The sequence below is a fragment of the Sediminispirochaeta smaragdinae DSM 11293 genome (assembly GCF_000143985.1).
Classification (GTDB): domain Bacteria; phylum Spirochaetota; class Spirochaetia; order DSM-16054; family Sediminispirochaetaceae; genus Sediminispirochaeta; species Sediminispirochaeta smaragdinae.
The window spans coordinates 3,265,477-3,284,557 of record NC_014364.1; the positions used below are offsets into that span (position 1 = coordinate 3,265,477).

At 51.7% G+C, this 19,081-nt stretch carries 18 protein-coding genes; 9 read left to right on the forward strand and 9 right to left on the reverse strand.

What is annotated here, in order from left to right; genetic code table 11:
- Nucleotides 1-2,007: a RelA/SpoT family protein gene (locus SPIRS_RS15380; RefSeq protein WP_013255607.1), complete on the forward strand. Its 2,007-nt coding sequence runs from the start codon at nt 1-3 to the stop codon at nt 2,005-2,007.
- Nucleotides 2,008-2,039: 32 nt separating this feature from the next.
- Here the strand turns inward: SPIRS_RS15380 and SPIRS_RS15385 are convergent, their stop codons facing one another.
- From SPIRS_RS15385 to ychF, 3 genes are read right to left on the reverse strand one after another with little or no spacing between them, the layout of a single operon-like run.
- Complete coding sequence (locus SPIRS_RS15385; RefSeq protein ID WP_013255608.1) at nt 2,040-2,633, reverse strand: hypothetical protein; 594 nt, start codon at nt 2,631-2,633, stop codon at nt 2,040-2,042.
- Nucleotides 2,634-2,637: 4 nt separating this feature from the next.
- Nucleotides 2,638-3,894 carry an MFS transporter gene (locus SPIRS_RS15390; RefSeq protein WP_013255609.1) on the reverse strand — a complete coding sequence of 419 codons (1,257 nt, stop codon included), beginning with the start codon at nt 3,892-3,894 and terminating at the stop codon, nt 2,638-2,640.
- Between the two features lie 8 nt (nt 3,895-3,902).
- The gene (ychF, locus tag SPIRS_RS15395; protein ID WP_013255610.1) at nt 3,903-5,012 is read right to left on the reverse strand and encodes a redox-regulated ATPase YchF; all 1,110 of its coding nucleotides are present in this window, start codon (nt 5,010-5,012) and stop codon (nt 3,903-3,905) included.
- 77 nt (nt 5,013-5,089) lie between these two features.
- On the opposite strand from ychF, the gene sbcB reads away from it, so the two are divergent.
- Nucleotides 5,090-6,544 (forward strand): exodeoxyribonuclease I, encoded by a 1,455-nt coding sequence (gene sbcB, locus SPIRS_RS15400; protein ID WP_013255611.1) that lies wholly within the window; start codon nt 5,090-5,092, stop codon nt 6,542-6,544.
- A gap of 37 nt (nt 6,545-6,581) precedes the next feature.
- Here sbcB and SPIRS_RS22530 read toward each other — a convergent pair whose 3' ends face one another.
- The 3 genes from SPIRS_RS22530 to SPIRS_RS15415 form a co-directional block, all read right to left on the reverse strand.
- Entirely contained in the window at nt 6,582-6,722 is a 141-nt protein-coding gene (locus SPIRS_RS22530; RefSeq protein ID WP_171814774.1) for a hypothetical protein, read from the reverse strand.
- Between the two features lie 89 nt (nt 6,723-6,811).
- Nucleotides 6,812-7,999, reverse strand: coding sequence for a permease (locus SPIRS_RS15410; RefSeq protein WP_013255612.1), 1,188 nt, complete (start codon nt 7,997-7,999; stop codon nt 6,812-6,814).
- A 1-nt stretch (nt 8,000) separates the two neighbouring features.
- A complete protein-coding gene (locus SPIRS_RS15415) occupies nt 8,001-8,255 on the reverse strand; it encodes a thioredoxin family protein (protein WP_013255613.1) in 255 nt (84 codons plus the stop codon).
- 120 nt (nt 8,256-8,375) lie between these two features.
- On the opposite strand from SPIRS_RS15415, the gene SPIRS_RS15420 reads away from it, so the two are divergent.
- Nucleotides 8,376-8,696 carry an ArsR/SmtB family transcription factor gene (locus tag SPIRS_RS15420; protein WP_013255614.1) on the forward strand — a complete coding sequence of 107 codons (321 nt, stop codon included), beginning with the start codon at nt 8,376-8,378 and terminating at the stop codon, nt 8,694-8,696.
- A 4-nt stretch (nt 8,697-8,700) separates the two neighbouring features.
- On the opposite strand, the gene SPIRS_RS15425 is transcribed toward SPIRS_RS15420, so the two are convergent.
- The 3 genes from SPIRS_RS15425 to SPIRS_RS15435 form a co-directional block, all read right to left on the reverse strand.
- Nucleotides 8,701-8,895, reverse strand: coding sequence for a hypothetical protein (locus SPIRS_RS15425; protein ID WP_013255615.1), 195 nt, complete (start codon nt 8,893-8,895; stop codon nt 8,701-8,703).
- Entirely contained in the window at nt 8,888-10,198 is a 1,311-nt protein-coding gene (locus SPIRS_RS15430; protein WP_013255616.1) for an MFS transporter, read from the reverse strand. The genes SPIRS_RS15425 and SPIRS_RS15430 overlap by 8 nt, the downstream gene beginning before the upstream one ends.
- Nucleotides 10,199-10,348: 150 nt before the next feature.
- Nucleotides 10,349-11,344 carry a LacI family DNA-binding transcriptional regulator gene (locus SPIRS_RS15435; protein ID WP_013255617.1) on the reverse strand — a complete coding sequence of 332 codons (996 nt, stop codon included), beginning with the start codon at nt 11,342-11,344 and terminating at the stop codon, nt 10,349-10,351.
- A 306-nt stretch (nt 11,345-11,650) separates the two neighbouring features.
- Here SPIRS_RS15435 and SPIRS_RS15440 point away from each other — a divergent pair, with 306 nt between their 5' ends.
- From SPIRS_RS15440 to SPIRS_RS15465, 6 genes are all read left to right on the forward strand, one after another.
- On the forward strand, nt 11,651-13,564 hold the full coding sequence (locus SPIRS_RS15440; protein ID WP_245537601.1) for a PfkB family carbohydrate kinase: 1,914 nt from the start codon (nt 11,651-11,653) through the stop codon (nt 13,562-13,564).
- Nucleotides 13,565-13,570: 6 nt separating this feature from the next.
- On the forward strand, nt 13,571-14,674 hold the full coding sequence (locus SPIRS_RS15445) for a hypothetical protein (RefSeq protein ID WP_013255619.1): 1,104 nt from the start codon (nt 13,571-13,573) through the stop codon (nt 14,672-14,674).
- A gap of 2 nt (nt 14,675-14,676) precedes the next feature.
- A complete protein-coding gene (locus SPIRS_RS15450; protein ID WP_013255620.1) occupies nt 14,677-15,963 on the forward strand; it encodes an AGE family epimerase/isomerase in 1,287 nt (428 codons plus the stop codon).
- 52 nt (nt 15,964-16,015) lie between these two features.
- On the forward strand, nt 16,016-17,287 hold the full coding sequence (locus SPIRS_RS15455; RefSeq protein ID WP_013255621.1) for an ABC transporter substrate-binding protein: 1,272 nt from the start codon (nt 16,016-16,018) through the stop codon (nt 17,285-17,287).
- Nucleotides 17,288-17,368: 81 nt separating this feature from the next.
- Complete coding sequence (locus SPIRS_RS15460; protein WP_013255622.1) at nt 17,369-18,262, forward strand: carbohydrate ABC transporter permease; 894 nt, start codon at nt 17,369-17,371, stop codon at nt 18,260-18,262.
- A complete protein-coding gene (locus tag SPIRS_RS15465) occupies nt 18,259-19,080 on the forward strand; it encodes a carbohydrate ABC transporter permease (protein ID WP_013255623.1) in 822 nt (273 codons plus the stop codon). Before SPIRS_RS15460 ends, SPIRS_RS15465 begins: the two co-directional genes overlap by 4 nt.
- The last annotated feature ends 1 nt before the right edge of the window (nt 19,081 follow it).

The window sequence follows — 19,081 nt, forward strand, 5'->3', positions numbered from 1 at the left end:
ATGCTTAGCAGAATTGAAAAATTTAACATCAAGCTTTCTCGTTTTCCCGAAAAAGAGCGTCAAAAGATACTCGAGGCCGCCGCGTGGGCCAAGGCGCTTCACAAAAATCAGAAACGTGCCAGTGGTGAACCCTACTTTATTCATCCGCTGCATGTGGCGGAATTTCTGATCGATCTTGGTCTTGACCAGGAAGCGATCATAGCGGCCCTTCTTCACGATGTTCTGGAAGATACGGATATCGAACTGCCGGAGCTGCGTAAAAGATTTGGTAAGCAGATAGGAGCCCTGGTAGACGGGGTCACAAAGATATCGATTGTCAAGGCGAAGAGTAAAAGTGTCCAGGAAGCAGAAACCATCCGTAAGATGCTCTTCGCCATGACCCGGGATATCAGGGTCATTATTATTAAGCTTGCGGATAAGTATCACAACATGAGTACCCTGGAGTATCTTTCTCCGGAAAAGCGAAAGGCGATTGCTACCGAATGCCTTGACATCTACGCCCCCCTTGCCGACCGGCTTGGAATCAGCTGGCTCAAGGCAGAACTTGAAGATCTTGCCCTTAAACACCTTAATCCCAGTGCCTGGGAATATATCAACCAGTTTGTGGCCAGTAAGAAAACCGAACGGGCCAATTACCTGAAAAAGATTGAACGAACCCTTTTGAAGGCAGCGGCGGCAGAAAAAATCGATATAGAGGTAATGGCAAGGGCAAAGCATCTCTACTCCATCTACCTCAAGATGAAACGTCGAAAGAAGGATATCTCCGAAATTTACGACCTCTTGGGGATCAGGATCATTTGCTCGACAACCAGCGAGTGCTACACCCTCCTTGGGGTTGTCCACAAGCTCTGGCCACCTATCGAAGGCCGCTTCAAAGACTATATCGCCATGCCCAAGGCGAATAACTATCAGAGCCTTCATACCACGGTAATGGGATTCGATGGTCAGCTGATCGAGATTCAAATTCGCACACGCGAGATGCACAACCTGGCGGAGTACGGAATAGCGGCCCACTGGGTTTACAAGCAGGATGGCTCACGATCGGACGCAAAAAGTATGCAGGAATTGCCTCTGATCAATAAGCTCAAGCGTTGGGACAGTAGCAAGACAAGTAGTGATTCCTTTCTCGAAGAGATCAAGGCCGATCTCCTTAAGGATTCGATCTATGTCTTCACCCCAAGAGGACATATCGTCGAGCTGCCCAAAAATGCCACGGCCATCGACTTTGCATATCATATCCATACCGAAGTGGGCAATAAAACCGTAGGGGCAAAGGCAGACGGTCAGATTATTCCGCTTAACCAGCCGCTGAAGAATACCCAGGTCATCGAAATACTTACCAGCAATAACGCCCATCCCCATGTGAACTGGTTGAGATCTGTGCAGACCAGCAGAGCCCGGCTTAAGATACGCCATTGGCTTAACCAGCATGAAGAGAATCTCTTCATCGATAAAAGCATCATTGCAAAGAAGGGACCGACGAAGGGAGAGGAGACGGTCCTGCAAGTTCCCGCCTCCTCGTCTGAGAAGGGAACCACCATCATCAAACAGGTTATGGACCGTGCCCGTCTTGCCTTCAAGATCGGCGATGAAAAAAACATGATGATCAGTATAGCCCACTGTTGCAGTCCCTCTCCCGGCGACGATATTGTCGGCTATGTATCACGGGGACGAGGGATCATCGTCCATAAACGGAACTGCCCGAACCTTCGCCACATCGGGGATATCGAAGAAAGGACCATCGAGGTCGAATGGGAAGCCGCGAGTCCGAAAACCACCAGGCAATTTAAGGTTACAAGCCGCATGACCAGTGATCTCTTTTCGGAGATCGAGGGTGCCGTCAAGAAATACCAGGGTCACCTGATTGAGGGAAAACTGGAAGAGGATATGAAGGGAACCCTGTCGGGAAGATTTACCATGGAGCTGGAGGGCCGGGACGATTATAAAAAGGTGCTCAAGAGCCTTAGAACCATTCCCTCGATTATTAATATCTATCCTCTCGATTGAGGTAGTGCCGCAAATAGTGGCGGTACCTCCCGTCACCCGCCGAGATATTCCGCAAGGGAACGTTCGAACTCTTCCTGATCAATCGCCCCCTTTATAAAAAGCGCAATCAATTCCTGTATATCGGAAGGAAAATGCTCCCAGTAACGCTTTTGCCACTGTCCCATCTCTTTCTCAAGGGAACGAACCTGCCGGGAATCCATCAATCCGAGAGAATAATCGACGAACTGACGTACCATGGTTTCGAGCATCTGGGAGGGAATCCTGTTTCCTTTGTCCGCGGCCTTGCGGGGGGAGGCTTTTTCTCTTTGCGACGAGGCAGAACTGTGGGGCATCCAGGCGGCCATCAATTCCTCGATCTGGCGCTCGGTCAATTCAGGTGCTTCAGAACGGATCATTTTTTCGACAAATTCCACTACCGTTTTTCGAATCATCTCACGGCTGCCGGCAAGCTGCTCATTCATTCCCGTGGCCATTTCCTCGGCAAGCCGCCCCGGCGCAAATCCGAAAAGTCCGTCGCCGTCGGCTCCCCGACGGCGCTCGATAGCCTTTTCGATGACTTCAAGTTCGGCAAGAGATGCGTGATTGAGTATCGCATCAACAACCTGGTACAGCTCCTCTCTTTGCATAGTCCTATTTTCGCACGCGTCGTTCAATTTCCGCAAGGAGCAGGAACAGCAGAGATATAAAAAGAGCAAAGCTCCCAGCCAAAGGCCAAATCGCAGAGATCCCATGCTTCTCGATGAGAGGCCCCGCGAACAAGGGACCGAAGGCATTTCCGGCTCCCAGAAGAATCGGAAAGAAGGCGTTGAAGCGACCACGATGGGTAATGGGGGTATGGTTTGCCACATAGACGCTTGAATGGGTAAAGGAAAGAATTTCACCAAGGGTCCAGATCACCGCACAGACCAGGATGAGAGAAAAGCTCCGGGTAATATAGAGCCCGCCGAACCCCAAACCGTATAAAAGGGCCGCAAGGGCAACGGCAATGATCGGACGCAGGTCCCGGGTAAGGGCGACCACCCCGGTCGTCAGAAGGGTAACGGTAAGGGCATTCACCGTCATAAGCGTACCGAAGTAGACCGTACCGTTATCGGGAAAAAGTTTCAGAAGATAAAGCGGAAGGGAAAAATTCATCTGACTATAGACCATATTGAGAAAGGGCATGAGAAAAAGAAAAGCGAAAAGGAAGGGGCGTCTGAGAAGAACCACGAGGGTCGATCCGACTTCCGAACGTTCATCGCTCTCATCCCGGTATCCGGCGCTGATTTGCTCTTCGGTGGGGCGGGATTCTGTTACCAGGAGAATGATGAAGATAACGGAGAGGAAGGTGGTTCCGGCATCACCGAAGAAAAGCCAGGGGGCATGGTTACGATAGAGGAATCCGGCAATAAGCGGACCGACGGCAAAGCCTATGTTTGTCCCCAAATAGATAAGGCCGAAGGCGGCCTGTCGATTTTTCGGCGTAGTCAGATCCGTGGTGATGGCCTGGCTAACGGGATACACACCGCCGGAAAAAAACTGGCTGAGAATGAGGAACCAGGGAAGCATGGGAGAATGATCTAAGAAACCGCAGGGAATAAAGCAGGCAGCGGCAGCGATCTGGCTAAAAACCAGCACCCGTTTTCTTCCGATACTGTCGGTAAGCTTCCCGGCTATAAGACTGCCGGGGACAAAGGCAAGGGCGGCCAAAAGCAGGTAACGCCCGGCGGCCGCCTCGCCGAGGCCGAGGCGGTCGGTAAGAAAGAGTGTCATGAAGGGGTGTACGAAACTACCTATCGAATTAATGATCCTGGCGAAAAAGAGAGCGTAAACGCTTTTGGGTAAGCCACGATAGGTACGAAAGAGGGAAACAGGGAGTAGCTGGCCGGGTCTTCCGGAGAGAGCCATGGTGCGGCTCAGACGTTGAAACGGAAATGGACGATGTCCCCGTCTTTGACAACGTACTCCTTTCCCTCGATACGAAGCCGACCGGCGGCCTTTACCTGCTGTTCACTTCCGAGCTCAAAAAGATCGTCACAGTGGTATACTTCCGCCTTGATAAAGCCTTTTTCGAAATCGGTATGGATGACACCGGCGGCCTTTGGGGCGGTGTCCCCCTCGTGAAAGGTCCAGGCCCGGTCCTCATCCGCTCCTGCGGTAAAGAAGGTGCGAAGTCCCAGCATACGATAACCGGTACGAATCAAGCTGTTGAGCCCGCTTTCGGCAAGGCCTGCGGCATCCAAAAACTCATGCTTGTCCTCTTCGCTCTCAAGGGCCGCAATTTCCGCCTCAAGCTTCCCGCAAATGACGACGACCTCGGCCCCTTCTTTCCCGGCAATGCGCTTCACCTCTTCGACAAAGCCGTTTCCTGCAAGGAGTGCATCCTCATCGACATTGCAAACATAGACCTGGGGCTTTAGGGTAATGAGATGAAGATCCCGCATCAGCTCAAGCTCTTCATCCTTCCATTCCCGGCTCCTGGCAGGTTTCCCTTCGGTAAGCAATGCGGAGAGCTCCTCGAGGATCGGAACAAGGGCCGCTGCCCGTTTACCGGACTCGGTCCCCACCGCTTTCATCGCCTTGACGTTTTTCTCCTTTCGGCGCTCAACCGTTTCGAGATCGGCAAGGGCAAGTTCTATATTAATGGTTTCGATATCGGAAGCCGGATTGATGGTTCCGCTGACATGGACGATATCCTCATCCTCAAAACAGCGGACCACATGGGCGATGACCCCGACCTCTCTGATGTGGGACAGGAAGCGGTTGCCGAGCCCCTCCCCTTTACTTGCTCCGGCGACAAGCCCTGCGATGTCGACAAATTCGACAATAGCGGGAACCACCTTCTTAGGGGGAATCAATTCGACGATGTGGTCGAGGCGCGGATCCGGGACCGATACGATGCCAACATTAGGATCGATGGTACAAAAGGGGTAGTTAGCCGCCTCGGCAGGTGCACTGGTCAGTGCAGAGAATATAGTTGATTTACCGACATTCGGCAGTCCGACAATTCCACAGTTCAATCCCATGGCGTTTAAGCTATCGCAAAGCGAAGGGAAATGCAAGTCCGGTGGCCACAGTCGAACCCTTGTGATAGGATGGGCTTATGGCACGAAGCATCTACTGGTACGATCTTGAAACCTTTGGAACGCATCCCCGACTCGATCGGATAGCGCAATTTGCAGGCCTGCGTACCGATGAAGCCCTGAACGAGCTTGGGGAACCCTTGGTGCTCTACTGCAAGATCACCCAGGATTATGTTCCGGATCCCAAGGCATGCCTGATTACCGGTATCACCCCGGAAGAAACCCTACGCAAGGGGCTTTCCGAGCGCCGCTTTATCGAGCGGATCAACGAAGAATTCATGCAGCCGGGAAGCTGTGTTGCAGGCTTCAACAGCATCGCCTTTGACGACGAGTTCATCCGTGCCACCCTCTATCGTAATCTGATGGATCCCTTTCGACGGGAATGGGCGGGAGGGAACAGTCGCTGGGATCTGCTCGATGTGCTGCGGGCTGCCCGGGACCTCAGGCCCCAGGGCATAACATGGCCCGAGGGGGAAAACGGAAGGCCGACCTTTCGCCTCGAAAAGCTGACAGAGGCCAATGCCCTTCCCCACCAGAACGCCCACGATGCCCTCTCGGACGTACGGGCGACCATTGCCATGGCACGTCTGCTCAGGGAAAAGCAGCCGAAAATCTTCTCCTACCTTTACCGGGGACGCATCAAGGACCATGCCCGGCAGCTGATCGATCTTCATAAGCGAAGGCCTTTTCTCCATACTTCGGCAATGCTCTCCAACGAATACGGATATACCTCTATCCTTGCGCCCGTAGCCCCTCATCCTGCAAACCAAAATGCGATCCTCTGTTTCGATCTCCGACAAGATCCGGAGCCCCTTATAGAACGTTCTGTGGATGAGCTTCGACGCCTGATATTCGCTCCCAGCGAGGAGCTCTCTCTGGAAGAAAGCAGAATACGCCTCATTCCCATTCATATCAACCGATCTCCGGTATTGGCCCCTCTTTCGACCCTCGATCCGGACACGGCAAAACGCCTGGGGCTCGATGTCACCCTCTGCGGTAAACGGGCGGCAAAACTTGCCGAAGCATCCCTCCTGACACAGAAAATCATGGAAGTTTTCCGAAGGGATGAGGCGGAGATACGACGCGACCCCGAGCTTGAAATTTACTCTGGAGGCTTTTTTAGCGATGCGGACCGCCAGAGAATGGAACGCTTTCGCGAACTTTCACCGGAAGCCATGTTGAAACGTCGGGGAGATTTTTACGACCGCAGGCTACCGGAGCTGGCCTGGCGTTTTGTCTGCCGAAACCATTCCGAAATCCTTGACGAAAACGAACGCAAGAAATGGAAAAGTTTTTGTGCAGGACGTCTTCTTTTCCCGCCGGAACGTCTTATTAATGATTTTGCTTTTTTTAAACGAAAGGTAAAAGAACTCTCCGGGGATACCAATCTTCCGGCTGGAGACAAAAAAATCATCAAAAAGCTCGCCGAATGGGCGACGATCATCGAAGTAGATGTATTGAGCTACGAGGGGTGATAGCTCTTTTGGGCGTTCCCCTCGCTCCTCGCTCGGGTCAGTCGGCTCCGGGGTCCGCTTTCGCTCCCGTCCTCGGCTCATCGCCTCGGACCGCCTGCGGCGCCCTTCGCCTCCTTAACGCATCGGTCAAGATCAGTGAATAACCAGGGGGAGTGGCCTCTACACTCATCGCCGGCATATTTCTCTCCCCCCTCACAGCCACAGACCTGTTTATCTTCCTAAAAAAGCCGATGGCCGGTTTGTCACCAGCCATCAGGAAAGTCCGATTCATGCAGTTACTATACCAAACAGAAGCCCTGCCGTCGTAGAAAGTACTACAACGAGAAGAACATACACCAGGGTTTTTTTGGCCCCCAACTCGCCACCGATGACAAGCATTGAGGGAAGAGAGAGGGAGGGCCCTGCCAGCAGCAATGCCAGTGCCGGGCCCTGGCCCATTCCCGATCCAAGGAGGCCCTGAACAATGGGGACCTCGGTCAGGGTCGCAAAATACATGAAGGCTCCGCTTACGGCTGCAATGAGGTTCGAGGAAAGCGAATTGCCGCCGACAAGAGAGGCGACCCACTTTGTGGGTATAAGGGCATCGTGGCCCGGCCTTCCGAGCAGGAAACCTGCTATAAGAACTCCTCCGAAGAGATACGGAAGTATCTGAAGAGAAAAATCGCGGGTAGCTATTCCCCAGATGCGTATATCTTCTTTACTAAACCACCTGACGAGGGAAAAGAGCAGTAACAGAGCAAAGGCCGCCGTTATCAGATATTTATAGCGGAAGATGAGGTCCCAGGCAGTGCTGCCGCCCTTGGAGGAAGCCCAATTGACAAAGACCAGGATCCCGATCATCGAGATCATATAGACTATCATCTGTCCCAGGGTGCGCCCCTCTTTGCCCCCGTCGTAACGAAACATCCGCTCGTCGGAAAGGCGCTCCTCATCCTCCTTTCGGAAAAGCATCTGCATGATCATGCCGATAAGGATCGAGAAGAGTACCGCACCGATCATCCGTGCCACACCAATCTGCCAGCCGAAAATCTTATAGGAAAGGACAATGGCAAGAATGTTTACCGCCGGTCCGGAATAGAGAAAACTCACCGCAGGGCCTAGGCCTGCACCCTTTTTATAGATGCCTTTGAAGAGAGGCAAAACCGTGCAGGAGCATACTGCAAGGATTGCCCCGGACACAGCGGCCACACCATAGGCAACAAGCTTCGGGGCCCTTGGGCCAAGATATCGGATCACCGCCCGCTGGTTCAGAAAAACCGTTATGGCCCCGGCAATGAACATGGCGGGAACCAAACAGAGCAAGACATGATCACGCGCGTATTCCCCCAGCATCGAAAAGGCCTCAACCAGCGCCCGGGATACCCGAAGAGAGTCAAAGGGGATAAAATAGGCGGCAAGGAAAACCCCGAAGACGAGAAACAAAGCCTTGTTCGGGCCAAGCTCTTTGTGCGCCATGCTATTTTCCTCCTCTCCCTGCTTCCGCACGGATAAGATCGATAATCTTCTCACTGGATAGGATCGACCCGCTGTTCTTGACGTCCCCGTCGATTGCAATCGCAGGGGTCATCATCACCCCCATCTCCATGATCTCATCAGTACTGGTGACCTTCTCGATCTCCACATCCATACCAAGTTCCGCTACGGCCTGCCGCGCGTTTGCCTCAAGGGCCTTACATTTTGGACATCCGGATCCCAAAATCTGAATTTTCATACACACCTCCATAAGGGTTATCATTCAATGTTTCAAAATTATGAAACTTTGAAAAAACAAAGTCAAGGGATTATTGACAAAGTTTCCACATATGGAAACAATATCATCAGGAAAGGAAGAATGATGACAGAGGAAGAAAGAGTTCGTTGCGAATTACGGGCCCATATGTTCAAAGCCCTTGCCCACCCCCTGCGGATTTTCATGTTGGAAAAGCTGAAAGAACGTCAATGGTGCGTGTGCGAGCTGGCGGAAGAGCTTGGTATGCATAAGTCGACCGTTTCCAAATACCTCACCCAATTGAAAGAAGCCGGTTTGGTGGATGATCAGAAAGAGGGAACCCTCGTCAAATATCATCTCACAGCCCCCTGTGTACTTGATCTGGCCGCATGTGCGGAAAACGCGGTCCTGCGGAACAGGAAAAAGCAGCTGGGGCTTTCGTGATCTTTTATGAATCGGAACGAACTTTAGGCGATCGTTCGTAAGAGGGGCAGATGTGACCGGTGGCCCGAAAGACCACAACGCTCGGAAGCAGACGACTTTTAACACCGAATACACTGCAACTGCGGGGAAAGCGGGGGTCCCAGGTAACGGAAAAATAGCGGCAGCTGAGGCAATCGGGATGCTTCCGCCCCTCAGCCATCAGCTTCCTCCGTCCCATGAGGCTTTACGAAGAAGGCAAAGAGCATAAGAGCGAAGGCCAGCACGATAAAACACATCCCTGCACCGCTGTAGGAATCGAAGAGGTCGAGCGAAAGACTGAAGGTAAAGGGACCGACCGCGCTTCCTGCAACCGAAAGAGCCATGGCAAAACCGCTGATGGCCCCCAAATGGCTGAGGCCGAAGAGCCTCGGCCAAATAATGGCACTGGTAATCCCCATCATTCCCTGCGACAGCCCTACCCCGAGAATGAAAAGGATTTGCATAAGCAGGGGAGAGGATACGACCACGACGGCAGCAAGCAAAAGACAACCGGTAAGCTGAATCAATGCAAAAAGCCGTTCGCCGACATAATCGCTTAAGGTGCTTCCGATAAATTGAGAGGCAACGGCTACAAGGGAGGCGGGGAAAAAGAGGGCAACGGCACGGCTACGGGAGATCCCGGCCTGCCCAAAGATACTCACCACGTGAAACGTAGCCGCCGTTATCAGCAGGGCCGAGAGGGCAATGGTCAGGGCGACCAGCCAGAACTCCGGGCGCCTTCTTGCCTCCTGAAGGGTAAAATCCCGATCGGGAAGGGATTTCACCGGTTTCAGTCTAGCGACAAAAGGATGCGCCTTTCGTTTCGTTCCGACTACCCCGCCGTCGGCTTTCTGACCCATATCCCGCGGATCGTCACGAAAAACAAAAAAAACGAAAACGGCAAAGAGCGCAAGCCCCAAAGCCATCATTCGCCATGTTTCCCGCCAGCCCGCCGAGGTAATCATCTTGTCGATAAGGCCGGGTGCCGCGGAAAACCCGAGAGAAACAGAGATACCGAGGAAGGCATTCGCAAGTCCACGACGCCGATCAAACCACTTCATTGTCATGTTCCTGCTAAGCATGGTGAGATTTCCCTGACCGAAAAAACGAACGAGGAAAAATCCGAAAGCAAGAACGATAAAAGAGACCACTGTTTCCGGAAGTGCCGTAACGCGTGCCGCTTTCGATGCTATGTGATCACTAAAGGAGAGAAACATCAGGGTCAACGCAAGAAATAACACGACAGGAACCCCCATCCGCCGAGCCCCGAGGCGATCATAGACCCTTCCGGCGAAAGAGAGAAGAAAGGCGGAGGAAATGGTTCCGATCAAATATGCAAGACTGATCCCACTGCGGGAAATCGAATGAACGGCAAGCAGAAAATCGGTAAAAACCGAAACCCCGACCGTCTGGCCGGGGATACTGGCAAGGGTTCCAAGGATTGCGGCGGGCAAAATAATCCAGCCGTAGAAAAAACGCTTCATACTACAGTGGTACCATGAATAGAAGCGGTATGTCGATCACTGCGTGCTTAGCAAAAAAACTATGCTCCGCTTCCAGGAGGAAGATTCATTCACTCAGGATCTGCTGTAACAGCGATCGTACGGCAGCACTACAGGATTTTATTACCATTCCTAAACACTGGAGGATCGGACGACAAATTCGGGAGCCAAAAGATGCCGTTTCGGTTTCGAATCAGGAGAGGCCATAAGATCCAGCAGCTCCATTGCAGCGATACGTCCCATATCGCGAATCGACTGAGAAACCGTTGTGAGGGGGATCCTGCACAGGCTTGAAAGTCGTATATTGTCGTAGCCGACCACCGATACCTGCTCTGGGATTGGTATCGAGAGAGCCACCAAATGCTCCATGACCCCCAGGGCGACGTTGTCGTTGGTAATAAAGAGCACACTCTTTTTCCTCTCAATTTCATCCCGTGAGAGGAGAATCGGAACCAGATCATATCCGTCTTCAAAGGTTTTTACGCCCCGATAACGTTTAATGTCTCCCTTGGAGTGATCAACACAGTTATAAAAGCCGTCGACCCGATCGCCCATAGACTGATGCTCAAAACCCGTTATCAAAATAGTCTGTTCCTTCTCAAGACTATTGATATAGTGGGCCGCGAGCTCCCCTCCCTTTACATTGTCACAGGAGACATAGGAAATCTCTTCATCTTCCGGAATACAATTCATGAGCACAAAGGGGATTCCCGCATGCTTAAGAAGACGGATCGTAGGTGATTCAGGGAGAACCGGGGCAAGAAGAATACCGTCCACCCTGCTGCTGATCAAAGAACGGACAAGCAAAAACTCCCGCTCCTCAACCCAACGAGAACTGGAAAGTTGCATTGAATAATTCTGTGTATTCAGGACCCAGTCCACCCCTTCGGCTATCTCAATAAAAAAGAAGTTTGACAACTCATCTATCACCACCCCGATATTCCTCGTAGGCGTGCCGGCGAGCCCCTGGGCCAGCTGATTCGGAATATAGTCCATCTGCTTCATGAGCTCCAGGACCCTATTCCTGGTCTTGCTGTTTACCATATCGGGCCTCGACAAGACCCTTGAAACCGTTGATTTGGAAACCCCGGCCGCTTTCGCAATATCCATGATGGTTACTTTATTCATTACAACTCCTTTAACCGATTATGCAACCGGTATCAAAGAAATCTCCACTACAAGAGATACATACACCATGTATCACCTATAGAATATCACAGCCATCTTATCATAATAGCTATTATTGTTGTAATGCAAGAGAAAAATATCTTTATGTATATAAATTAATTATAGACCAATACGACCACTCTCCCCATACTGTAACAGCGAGAATGACACTCTGTGAAAGATTATCATTGACAAGCCCCAAAACCTACCGTACCATAATAACTGAAACCGGTTGCAGTTAGCAACAACACATGGAAGGGTAACGGATTGGACACTCAAAACATTTTTACTCAGGCGGCCAAGGTGTCGATTGCGGTCATCGGCGATATGTGCCTAGACGTTTATTACTTTGCAGACAGAGGACGAACGGAAATATCCGTTGAAACAGGACTGGAAACCCGATCGGTGAATGCATGTAAACATGAGCTGGGAGGAGCCGGAAACGTCGCAGTTAATTGCAAACGGCTCGGGGCAGGCAGAGTCGATATCTTTGGCATCATCGGAGAAGATGCACACGGCGACATTATCTTATCGCTTCTGGGAAAAGAGGGAATTGGCTCCGCCGGGGTTGTTCGGCAAAGGGACCAGTGGCTTACCCATCTCTACCACAAGATTTACGAAGGGAAAACGGAAACTCCCCGTTACGATATTGGGAATTATAACAAACCAGAGGCTGCAAATATCGAAAAGCTCCTGAAGGTCATTGAAGATACAATAGACGGCTACGATTGCGTGATCATCAATGAACAGGTGATGTATGGCATACATTCCAGGGCCTTTCAGCAGGGATTAGAAAAGATCATCAAAAAAACAGAGGATCGGGTGACATGGTTTGCAGACTGCAGGAAACTTAATGACGTCTATGCTCATACCGTACACAAACTCAATGACAAGGAAGCCTTCGAACTTTTTTCAAGACACACGGCAAAACGCACAAAAAAACGATCCAGTGAAGAAGAAGTCATTCAATGGCTCTATCAACGATGGGAACGCCCTCTGATCATGACCCGAGGGGAAGATGGCGCCCTTGTTTACAACGGCCAAGAGATATTCGAGATCCCGGGGCTTCATATCATCAAAGAAATAGACACGGTAGGGGCCGGAGATGCCTTTATGGCGGGAACGGTTGTAGCCCATGGGGCAGGAGCTTCACTGCAGGATGCGGCTAAAATCGGAAACTTTACCGCCGGGGTTTGCATACAGAAGCTATTCGAAACCGGCCACCCTTCGGCACAAGAGGTGGTGGCCATTGCTTCTGATCCCGACTATCGTTACCGACCGCAGCTTGCACGGGATCAGCGCCTTGCCCGTCGATATGCAAAGACCCCCATTGAAATCCTCAATCCCCAAACCAAGGGAAGCTTTTCGGGTACCGCTCCGAAGATAGCAATTTTCGACCACGACGGGACCATCTCTACCCTGCGTCAGGGCTGGGAAGCGGTGATGCGGAACATGATGGTGAAAAGCATTGCCGGCCGCTATTACGAAAAACTCGAAGCATCGCTTCTCAAACAGATAGAAGACTCGGCTAAGGCATTAATCGAAAAAAGCACGGGGGTCCAAACCATCATACAGATGCACGCGCTCCGTGACCTGATCATATCGATGGGATTGATTCCGAAGGAGGATATCCTTAGCCCCAAGGAATACAAGGAAATTTTCAACACCATGCTGATGGAGCGAATTAGCGAAAAGCAACGGCTGCTGGAGGATGGGAGACTTTCCACAGAGGATCTGACCATGAAGGGAGCGGTTGCAATGTTGCGCGATCTCAAGGCAAGAGGCACCCGGCTCTTCCTTGCCAGCGGGACCGACCAGGAAGATGTACGCAAAGAGGCCCGTCTGCTTGGCTATGAAGAACTTTTCGACGGCGGTATCTACGGATCGGTAGGTGATGTGGAAAACGACCCCAAGCGATTGGTCATCCGAAACATTATCGGAGAAATAGAAGCAAAAGGTCCTATCGATCCTGCCAGGTGCATTGTTTTCGGAGACGGACCGGTGGAAATGAGGGAAGCAAAGAAACACGGACTAACGGCTGTCGGGATCATGAGCGACGAGAGGCAACGCTTCGGTGTCAACTATGCCAAAAGGGAAAGGCTCATCCTTGCCGGAGCAGACATGCTGATCCCCGACTTCTCCTGGAAAGATGAACTTTCCAGGTGGTTCGGCTGGAGGTAAAGGAATATGAGCAAGCAATTTGATCGTTCGAATATGAGCTACTATCCTTTGAAAGAGAGACCGAGCAAGGTGGACATCGTCAAAAGCTGTGTCACCGAAGAGCAGTTTCAGGGAAGCCTAAGCCCTGAGGTACGACAGAGGATCGCGATGATCGCAGAAGAGATTCTCAAAGCGCGTAAGAAGGGGGCGTCGGTTATGTGCGCCTTCGGGGCCCACACCATCAAGAACGGGATGGGACGGCTTTTGGGAGACTTCGCACGGAAGGGATGGTTTACCCACCTCGCGACCAACGGCGCAGGGGTCATTCACGACTGGGAATTCGCCTTTCAGGGAAAAAGCAGCGAGGATGTACGCGCAAACGTTCAAAAAGGGATGTTCGGGACCTGGGAAGAGACCGGTTGCTATATCAATCTGGCCCTCGCCGTTGGAGCCTATGAGGGGCTGGGCTACGGTGCATCGATAGGATCGCTTATCTCCGGAAACGGCCTCGCGATTCCTTCCAAAGAGGAGCTGCTTTCGGTCATATCGTCGAACAGCGAGCCCTTGGCCAAGCGTGCGGCTGCCGCGGACCTGCTCGATCTGCTGGAGCAGCTGGAAATCGAACCGGGCTTTCTTACAATACCCCACCCCTTCGCTTCCTACAGTGTCCAGGCCATCGCCTTCGATGCCGGTGTTCCCTTTACCAGTCACCCGATGTTCGGCCACGACATCATCTATACCCATAAAGCCAACAAAGGGGCCGCGATCGGGCGAACAGCGGAACGGGACTTTCTCACCTATGTCCAAAGCGTTTACGGACTGGAGGGCGGAGTCTATCTCTCCGTAGGATCGGCGGTCATGTCTCCCATGATCTTCGAGAAATCCCTCTCCATGGTACGAAACGTTTTACGCAAACAGCAGCGGGATATCCGTGACTGCGGTATCCACGTGGTGGATCTGCAGGAGGAAACCTGGGACTGGAGTCAGGGGGAGCCTCCTGCCGACAATCCAGCCTACTACCTGCGTTTCATGAAAACATTCAACAGGATGGGTTGCAGGGTGGATTATACCTCGGCGGACAACCGGGCTTTTCTTGTCGAACTATATCGCGAACTGAAAAAAAGGAGCTGATAATGAAAGCAAAGATAGCAGACTGGAAAAAGGAGATGACCGAGCACCTGACAAACGAGTTGCTCCCCTTCTGGACCAGTCGATGTTGGGACGAGGAATGGGGCGGATTCATAACACAATTCGGTGCGAAAGGGGAAGACACGGGCGTCGACGAGAAATCGCTGCTCGCCCACATGAGGACCATCTACTCCCTCTCCCTGGCCGCAGATCACGGATTCGACAAGGACGGAATCTGCCGTGATCTTGCAGGCCGAGGGGTAAAGCACGCCATAGACCACTATTGGGACCCGGTCTACGGCGGATTCTACTGGCTTTTCGACCGGAAAAACAAGGTTCTCATCGATAAGAAGATCCTTTACGGCCACAGCTTTGCCATCTATGCCCTGGCAACCTACAGCAAGGTCTTCGGCGACCCCACCGCGCTTCACTATGCAGAGGCGTGTTTCGACCTTTTGCAGAAGTATGCGGCGGAAACGACCTACGGCGGCTATCTCGAGATGTTCGAACGGGACTGGAAGCTCTGCGGCCCCGGTAGTCAAGGCGGCGACAGAAAGACCCTCGACGTTCATATGCACCTCATGGAGGCTTTCACCGCCCTTTATGCGGCCAGCGGTAAGGAAATCCATCGGCGTAAGCTCGAAGAGATCATCGAAATCCTGATGGTGAACATTCTTCATCCCACATACAGAACCGGCATTCCCCAGTTTTTCCGTAACTGGGAGATCGCTCCGCAGATCAAATTCGACATCATCTGGGGCTGGGACCGCTTCAGCGAGGGTGATGCGCAGAAACCGAATGCCCTGGATAATACCTCATACGGCCATAACGTCGAGTTCTTCTGGCTTCTGCTCGAGGCCTTGCGGATCATGAATGCCGACCCGAAACCCTACCTTTCGACCTTTCATGCCATCCTCGAACATGCCCTTGCCCACGGAGTCGACAGACAATACGGAGGTATCTATGTCGAGGGCTCACATGACGGGAGCCAGGTCTACGACATGGCCAAAGAGTTTTGGCAGCAGGCGGAATTTTTGACGGGAATGCTCGATGCATACCTCTTTTACGGAGAGGAGCGTTACCTGGATGTGTACGAAAATGTGCACCGCTTCGTTATGGACAAGATGATCCGCCACGATATCGGAGAGTGGCTGCCCCTTCTCGAACGCGAGGGGAAGCCCATCTGGACCCATATGAGCCACTCCTGGAAGGTGAACTATCATACAATCAGGGCCGCTGTCCTCTCCATTGATCGCTTGGAAAAGATAGAAAACAGAATCGGTCAACAATAATCGGAACCCAACCTCCGTCGGAGGTTTAGAAATTTGTTCAAGGAGGAGTTTCATGACGAAAAAGCCATATCTGTTTGTACTGGCGCTCTGTTTCGTCCTTCCTGCACTGCTGTTTGCAGGAGGAAATCAGGAAAGTGAGAATTCGGGAAAATCTCTCGAGATCTTCAGCTGGTGGACAGCCGGTGGTGAAGCCGAAGGGCTTCAGGCCATGCTTGATGTCTTTCATGAGAAGTATCCCGACATCGAGATCATCAACGCAACCGTTGCAGGCGGTGCCGGTACCAATGCAAAAGCAGTGCTTGCAACGAGAATGCAAGGAGGAAATCCTCCCGATGCTTTTCAGGTACATGCAGGCCATGAGCTGATCGACACCTGGGTAGTCTCCGGCTATATGGAGCCCGTCACCTTCATCCTGAAAGAAAACGGCTGGATGGACAAATTCCCCAAGGATGTCATCGACATTATCTCCTATAAGGGAGAGGTGTACAGTATTCCGGTAAATGTCCACCGCTCGAATGTCATGTGGTACAACCCCAAGCTCTTCAAGGATAACGGCCTCGAACCCCCAAAGAATATGGATGAGTTTTTTATCGTTGCCGAAAAACTGAAGGCAGCCGGCGTCACCCCCCTCGCCCTCGGAGATACCAACGGATGGCCTGCCACACATCTTCTTGAAAGTGTCATTCTCGCATCCACAGGGCCTGAAAAATATCGGCAGCTGTGGGAGGGAAAGGTCTCATGGAGTGATCCCGATGTGCAGGAAGCCCTTGAGAATTATGCCAAAATAATGAATTATACCAATAGTGATCACGCTGCACTCACCAATATGGATGCGGCCGGTTATGTTGCCGAAGGGAAAGCCGCGATGAATGTCATGGGAGACTGGGTTGCCGGTTACTACAAATCTCAGGACTATACCCAGGGAGTCGATTGGGACTGGATGCCCACTCCCGGAACGCAGGGGAATTTCATTATGCTTTCCGATTCCTTCGGCTTAGCAAAAAATGCACCGAATCGTGAAAACGTCATCAAATGGCTCGAGGTTTGTGCTTCCAAAGAGGGGCAGGATGCCTTTAATCCGATCAAAGGTTCCATTCCCTCAAGGATAGACGGAGACCGTTCAAAATATGATGCCTACCTTAATGCCGCAATGGATGATTTTGCTTCGAACGAAATCGTCCCAAGTGTTGCCCATGGAGCGGCCGTCTCAGAGGCCTGGGTGACGAAAATCAACGACATCATGAGCGTATTTACCACCGATCTTGATGTCCGGAAAGCCACTAACGAGTTCCAGGCGGTAGCCGACCGCTACGCTCCCAAATAAGGGATCGGCAATCGTTGTCATCGCGGGGCTTTTTGCCCCGCGATATTCATCTTAGAATCGGAAAAGCAGGTTAAGGTTGATATGTACTGTCCGAAACAAGAAACACGCAAAGGCTTGCTGGTTGTTCTCCCCCTATCCGCTGTCCTCTTTGTATTTGTCTACGGATTCATCCTTTGGTCGTTGAAGGTATCCTTTTCCGCCTGGGACGGCATCCTCCCGAACATGAATTTCATAGGTCTTGAGAACTACCGGCGCCTTTTTAGCTCCCAGAGGTTTGTGACCGACTTGTTCAACACCCTCTATTTCACCCTCTTTTTTATGGTCGTCTGCATCGTAGGCGGTTTCTTTTTAAGCTATCTTCTCTACTCCCGGCTCAGAGCCGAAGCGCTCTTTCGCACCATCTATCTCTTCCCCCTTTCACTCTCCTTTGTGGTGACCGGTGTGTTGTGGCGCTGGGTCCTCTCCCCGGAGGTAGGGGTCAATGCACTCTTCCATATGCTCGGCTTTAAAGCCAGTTTCGGCTGGTTCACCTCAACCCAGAGCTTCGGAAAATTCAATTACGCGCTGATATCCCTCATCATCGCAGCGTCCTGGCAGTATCTCGGTTATACCATGGCGATGTTTCTGGCAGGGCTTCGCGGTATTCCCGATCAGATTATCGAATCGGCCGAACTCGACGGCGCAGGCGAATTTCGTATCATTCGGAGTATTCTGCTTCCCATGCTCAAGCCTATTACCTTTTCGGCAATGATCGTCCTGGGTCACATATCCCTCAAGATCTTTGATCTGGCCTACGCCATGACGGGAAAGGGCCCCGCATTTGTTACCGATTTCCCCGGTCTCTTCATGTTCGAGACAACCTTCAGGGGAAACCACTATGCCGAAGGAGCGGCAATTTCCATCATCATGCTTCTTCTCATAGCCCTTGTCATCATTCCCTATCTCTATTCGACCTTTAAAGGAGAAGAGACATGAGAAGCAGAACATCTGTTGTCGTAAAATATTTTCTTGCAATTCTCTGCGCCCTGTTGTTTCTCTTTCCCCTTTATGTGCTTCTGAATACCAGCCTCAAGCCCTTTTCCGAGGTACGAATCAGTGAAATGTGGATTCCGGCACAGCACATCAGTTCAGAAGGCTTTGTCGAATCCTTTTCGAAACTGCGGGGGAACCTTTTCAACAGCTTTTTGCTGGTCATCCCCGTATCATTCTTTTCTATCCTTTTCGGCTCGTTGAACGGATATGTCTTTTCGAAATGGAAATTTCGCTTTTCGAATCTTATTTTCGCGCTTATCATCTTCGGAATGTTCATTCCCTACCAGAGCATCCTCATACCCCTGGTCCAGTCATTGAATAAGATGGGCCTCTACGGGCACCTGAAGGGGCTCATCATTACCCACATCATCTATGGACTTCCGATATCAACCCTTATGTTCAGAAACTACTATGCAAAGCTACCCGATGAGCTGCTTGAGGCGGGAATGCTCGACGGTCTCGGTATCTGGGGTGTTTTTCGAAGAATTATCGGCCCCATATCCGCACCGGCAACGGTGGTGGTTCTGATCTGGCAGTTTACAAGCGTCTGGAACGATTTTCTCTTTGCGGTGGTCATTACCCAAAAGCCATCGATTCAGCCGATAACGGTGGCCCTGCAGAACCTTGCAGGGAGTCAGGTTATCGAGTGGAACGTTCAGATGGCCGGTGCGCTTATCGCCGCGATTCCCACCCTTTTGGTCTACATTTTCCTTGGCAAGTACTTCATCAGGGGGCTTCTCGCAGGATCGGTGAAAGGGTAAG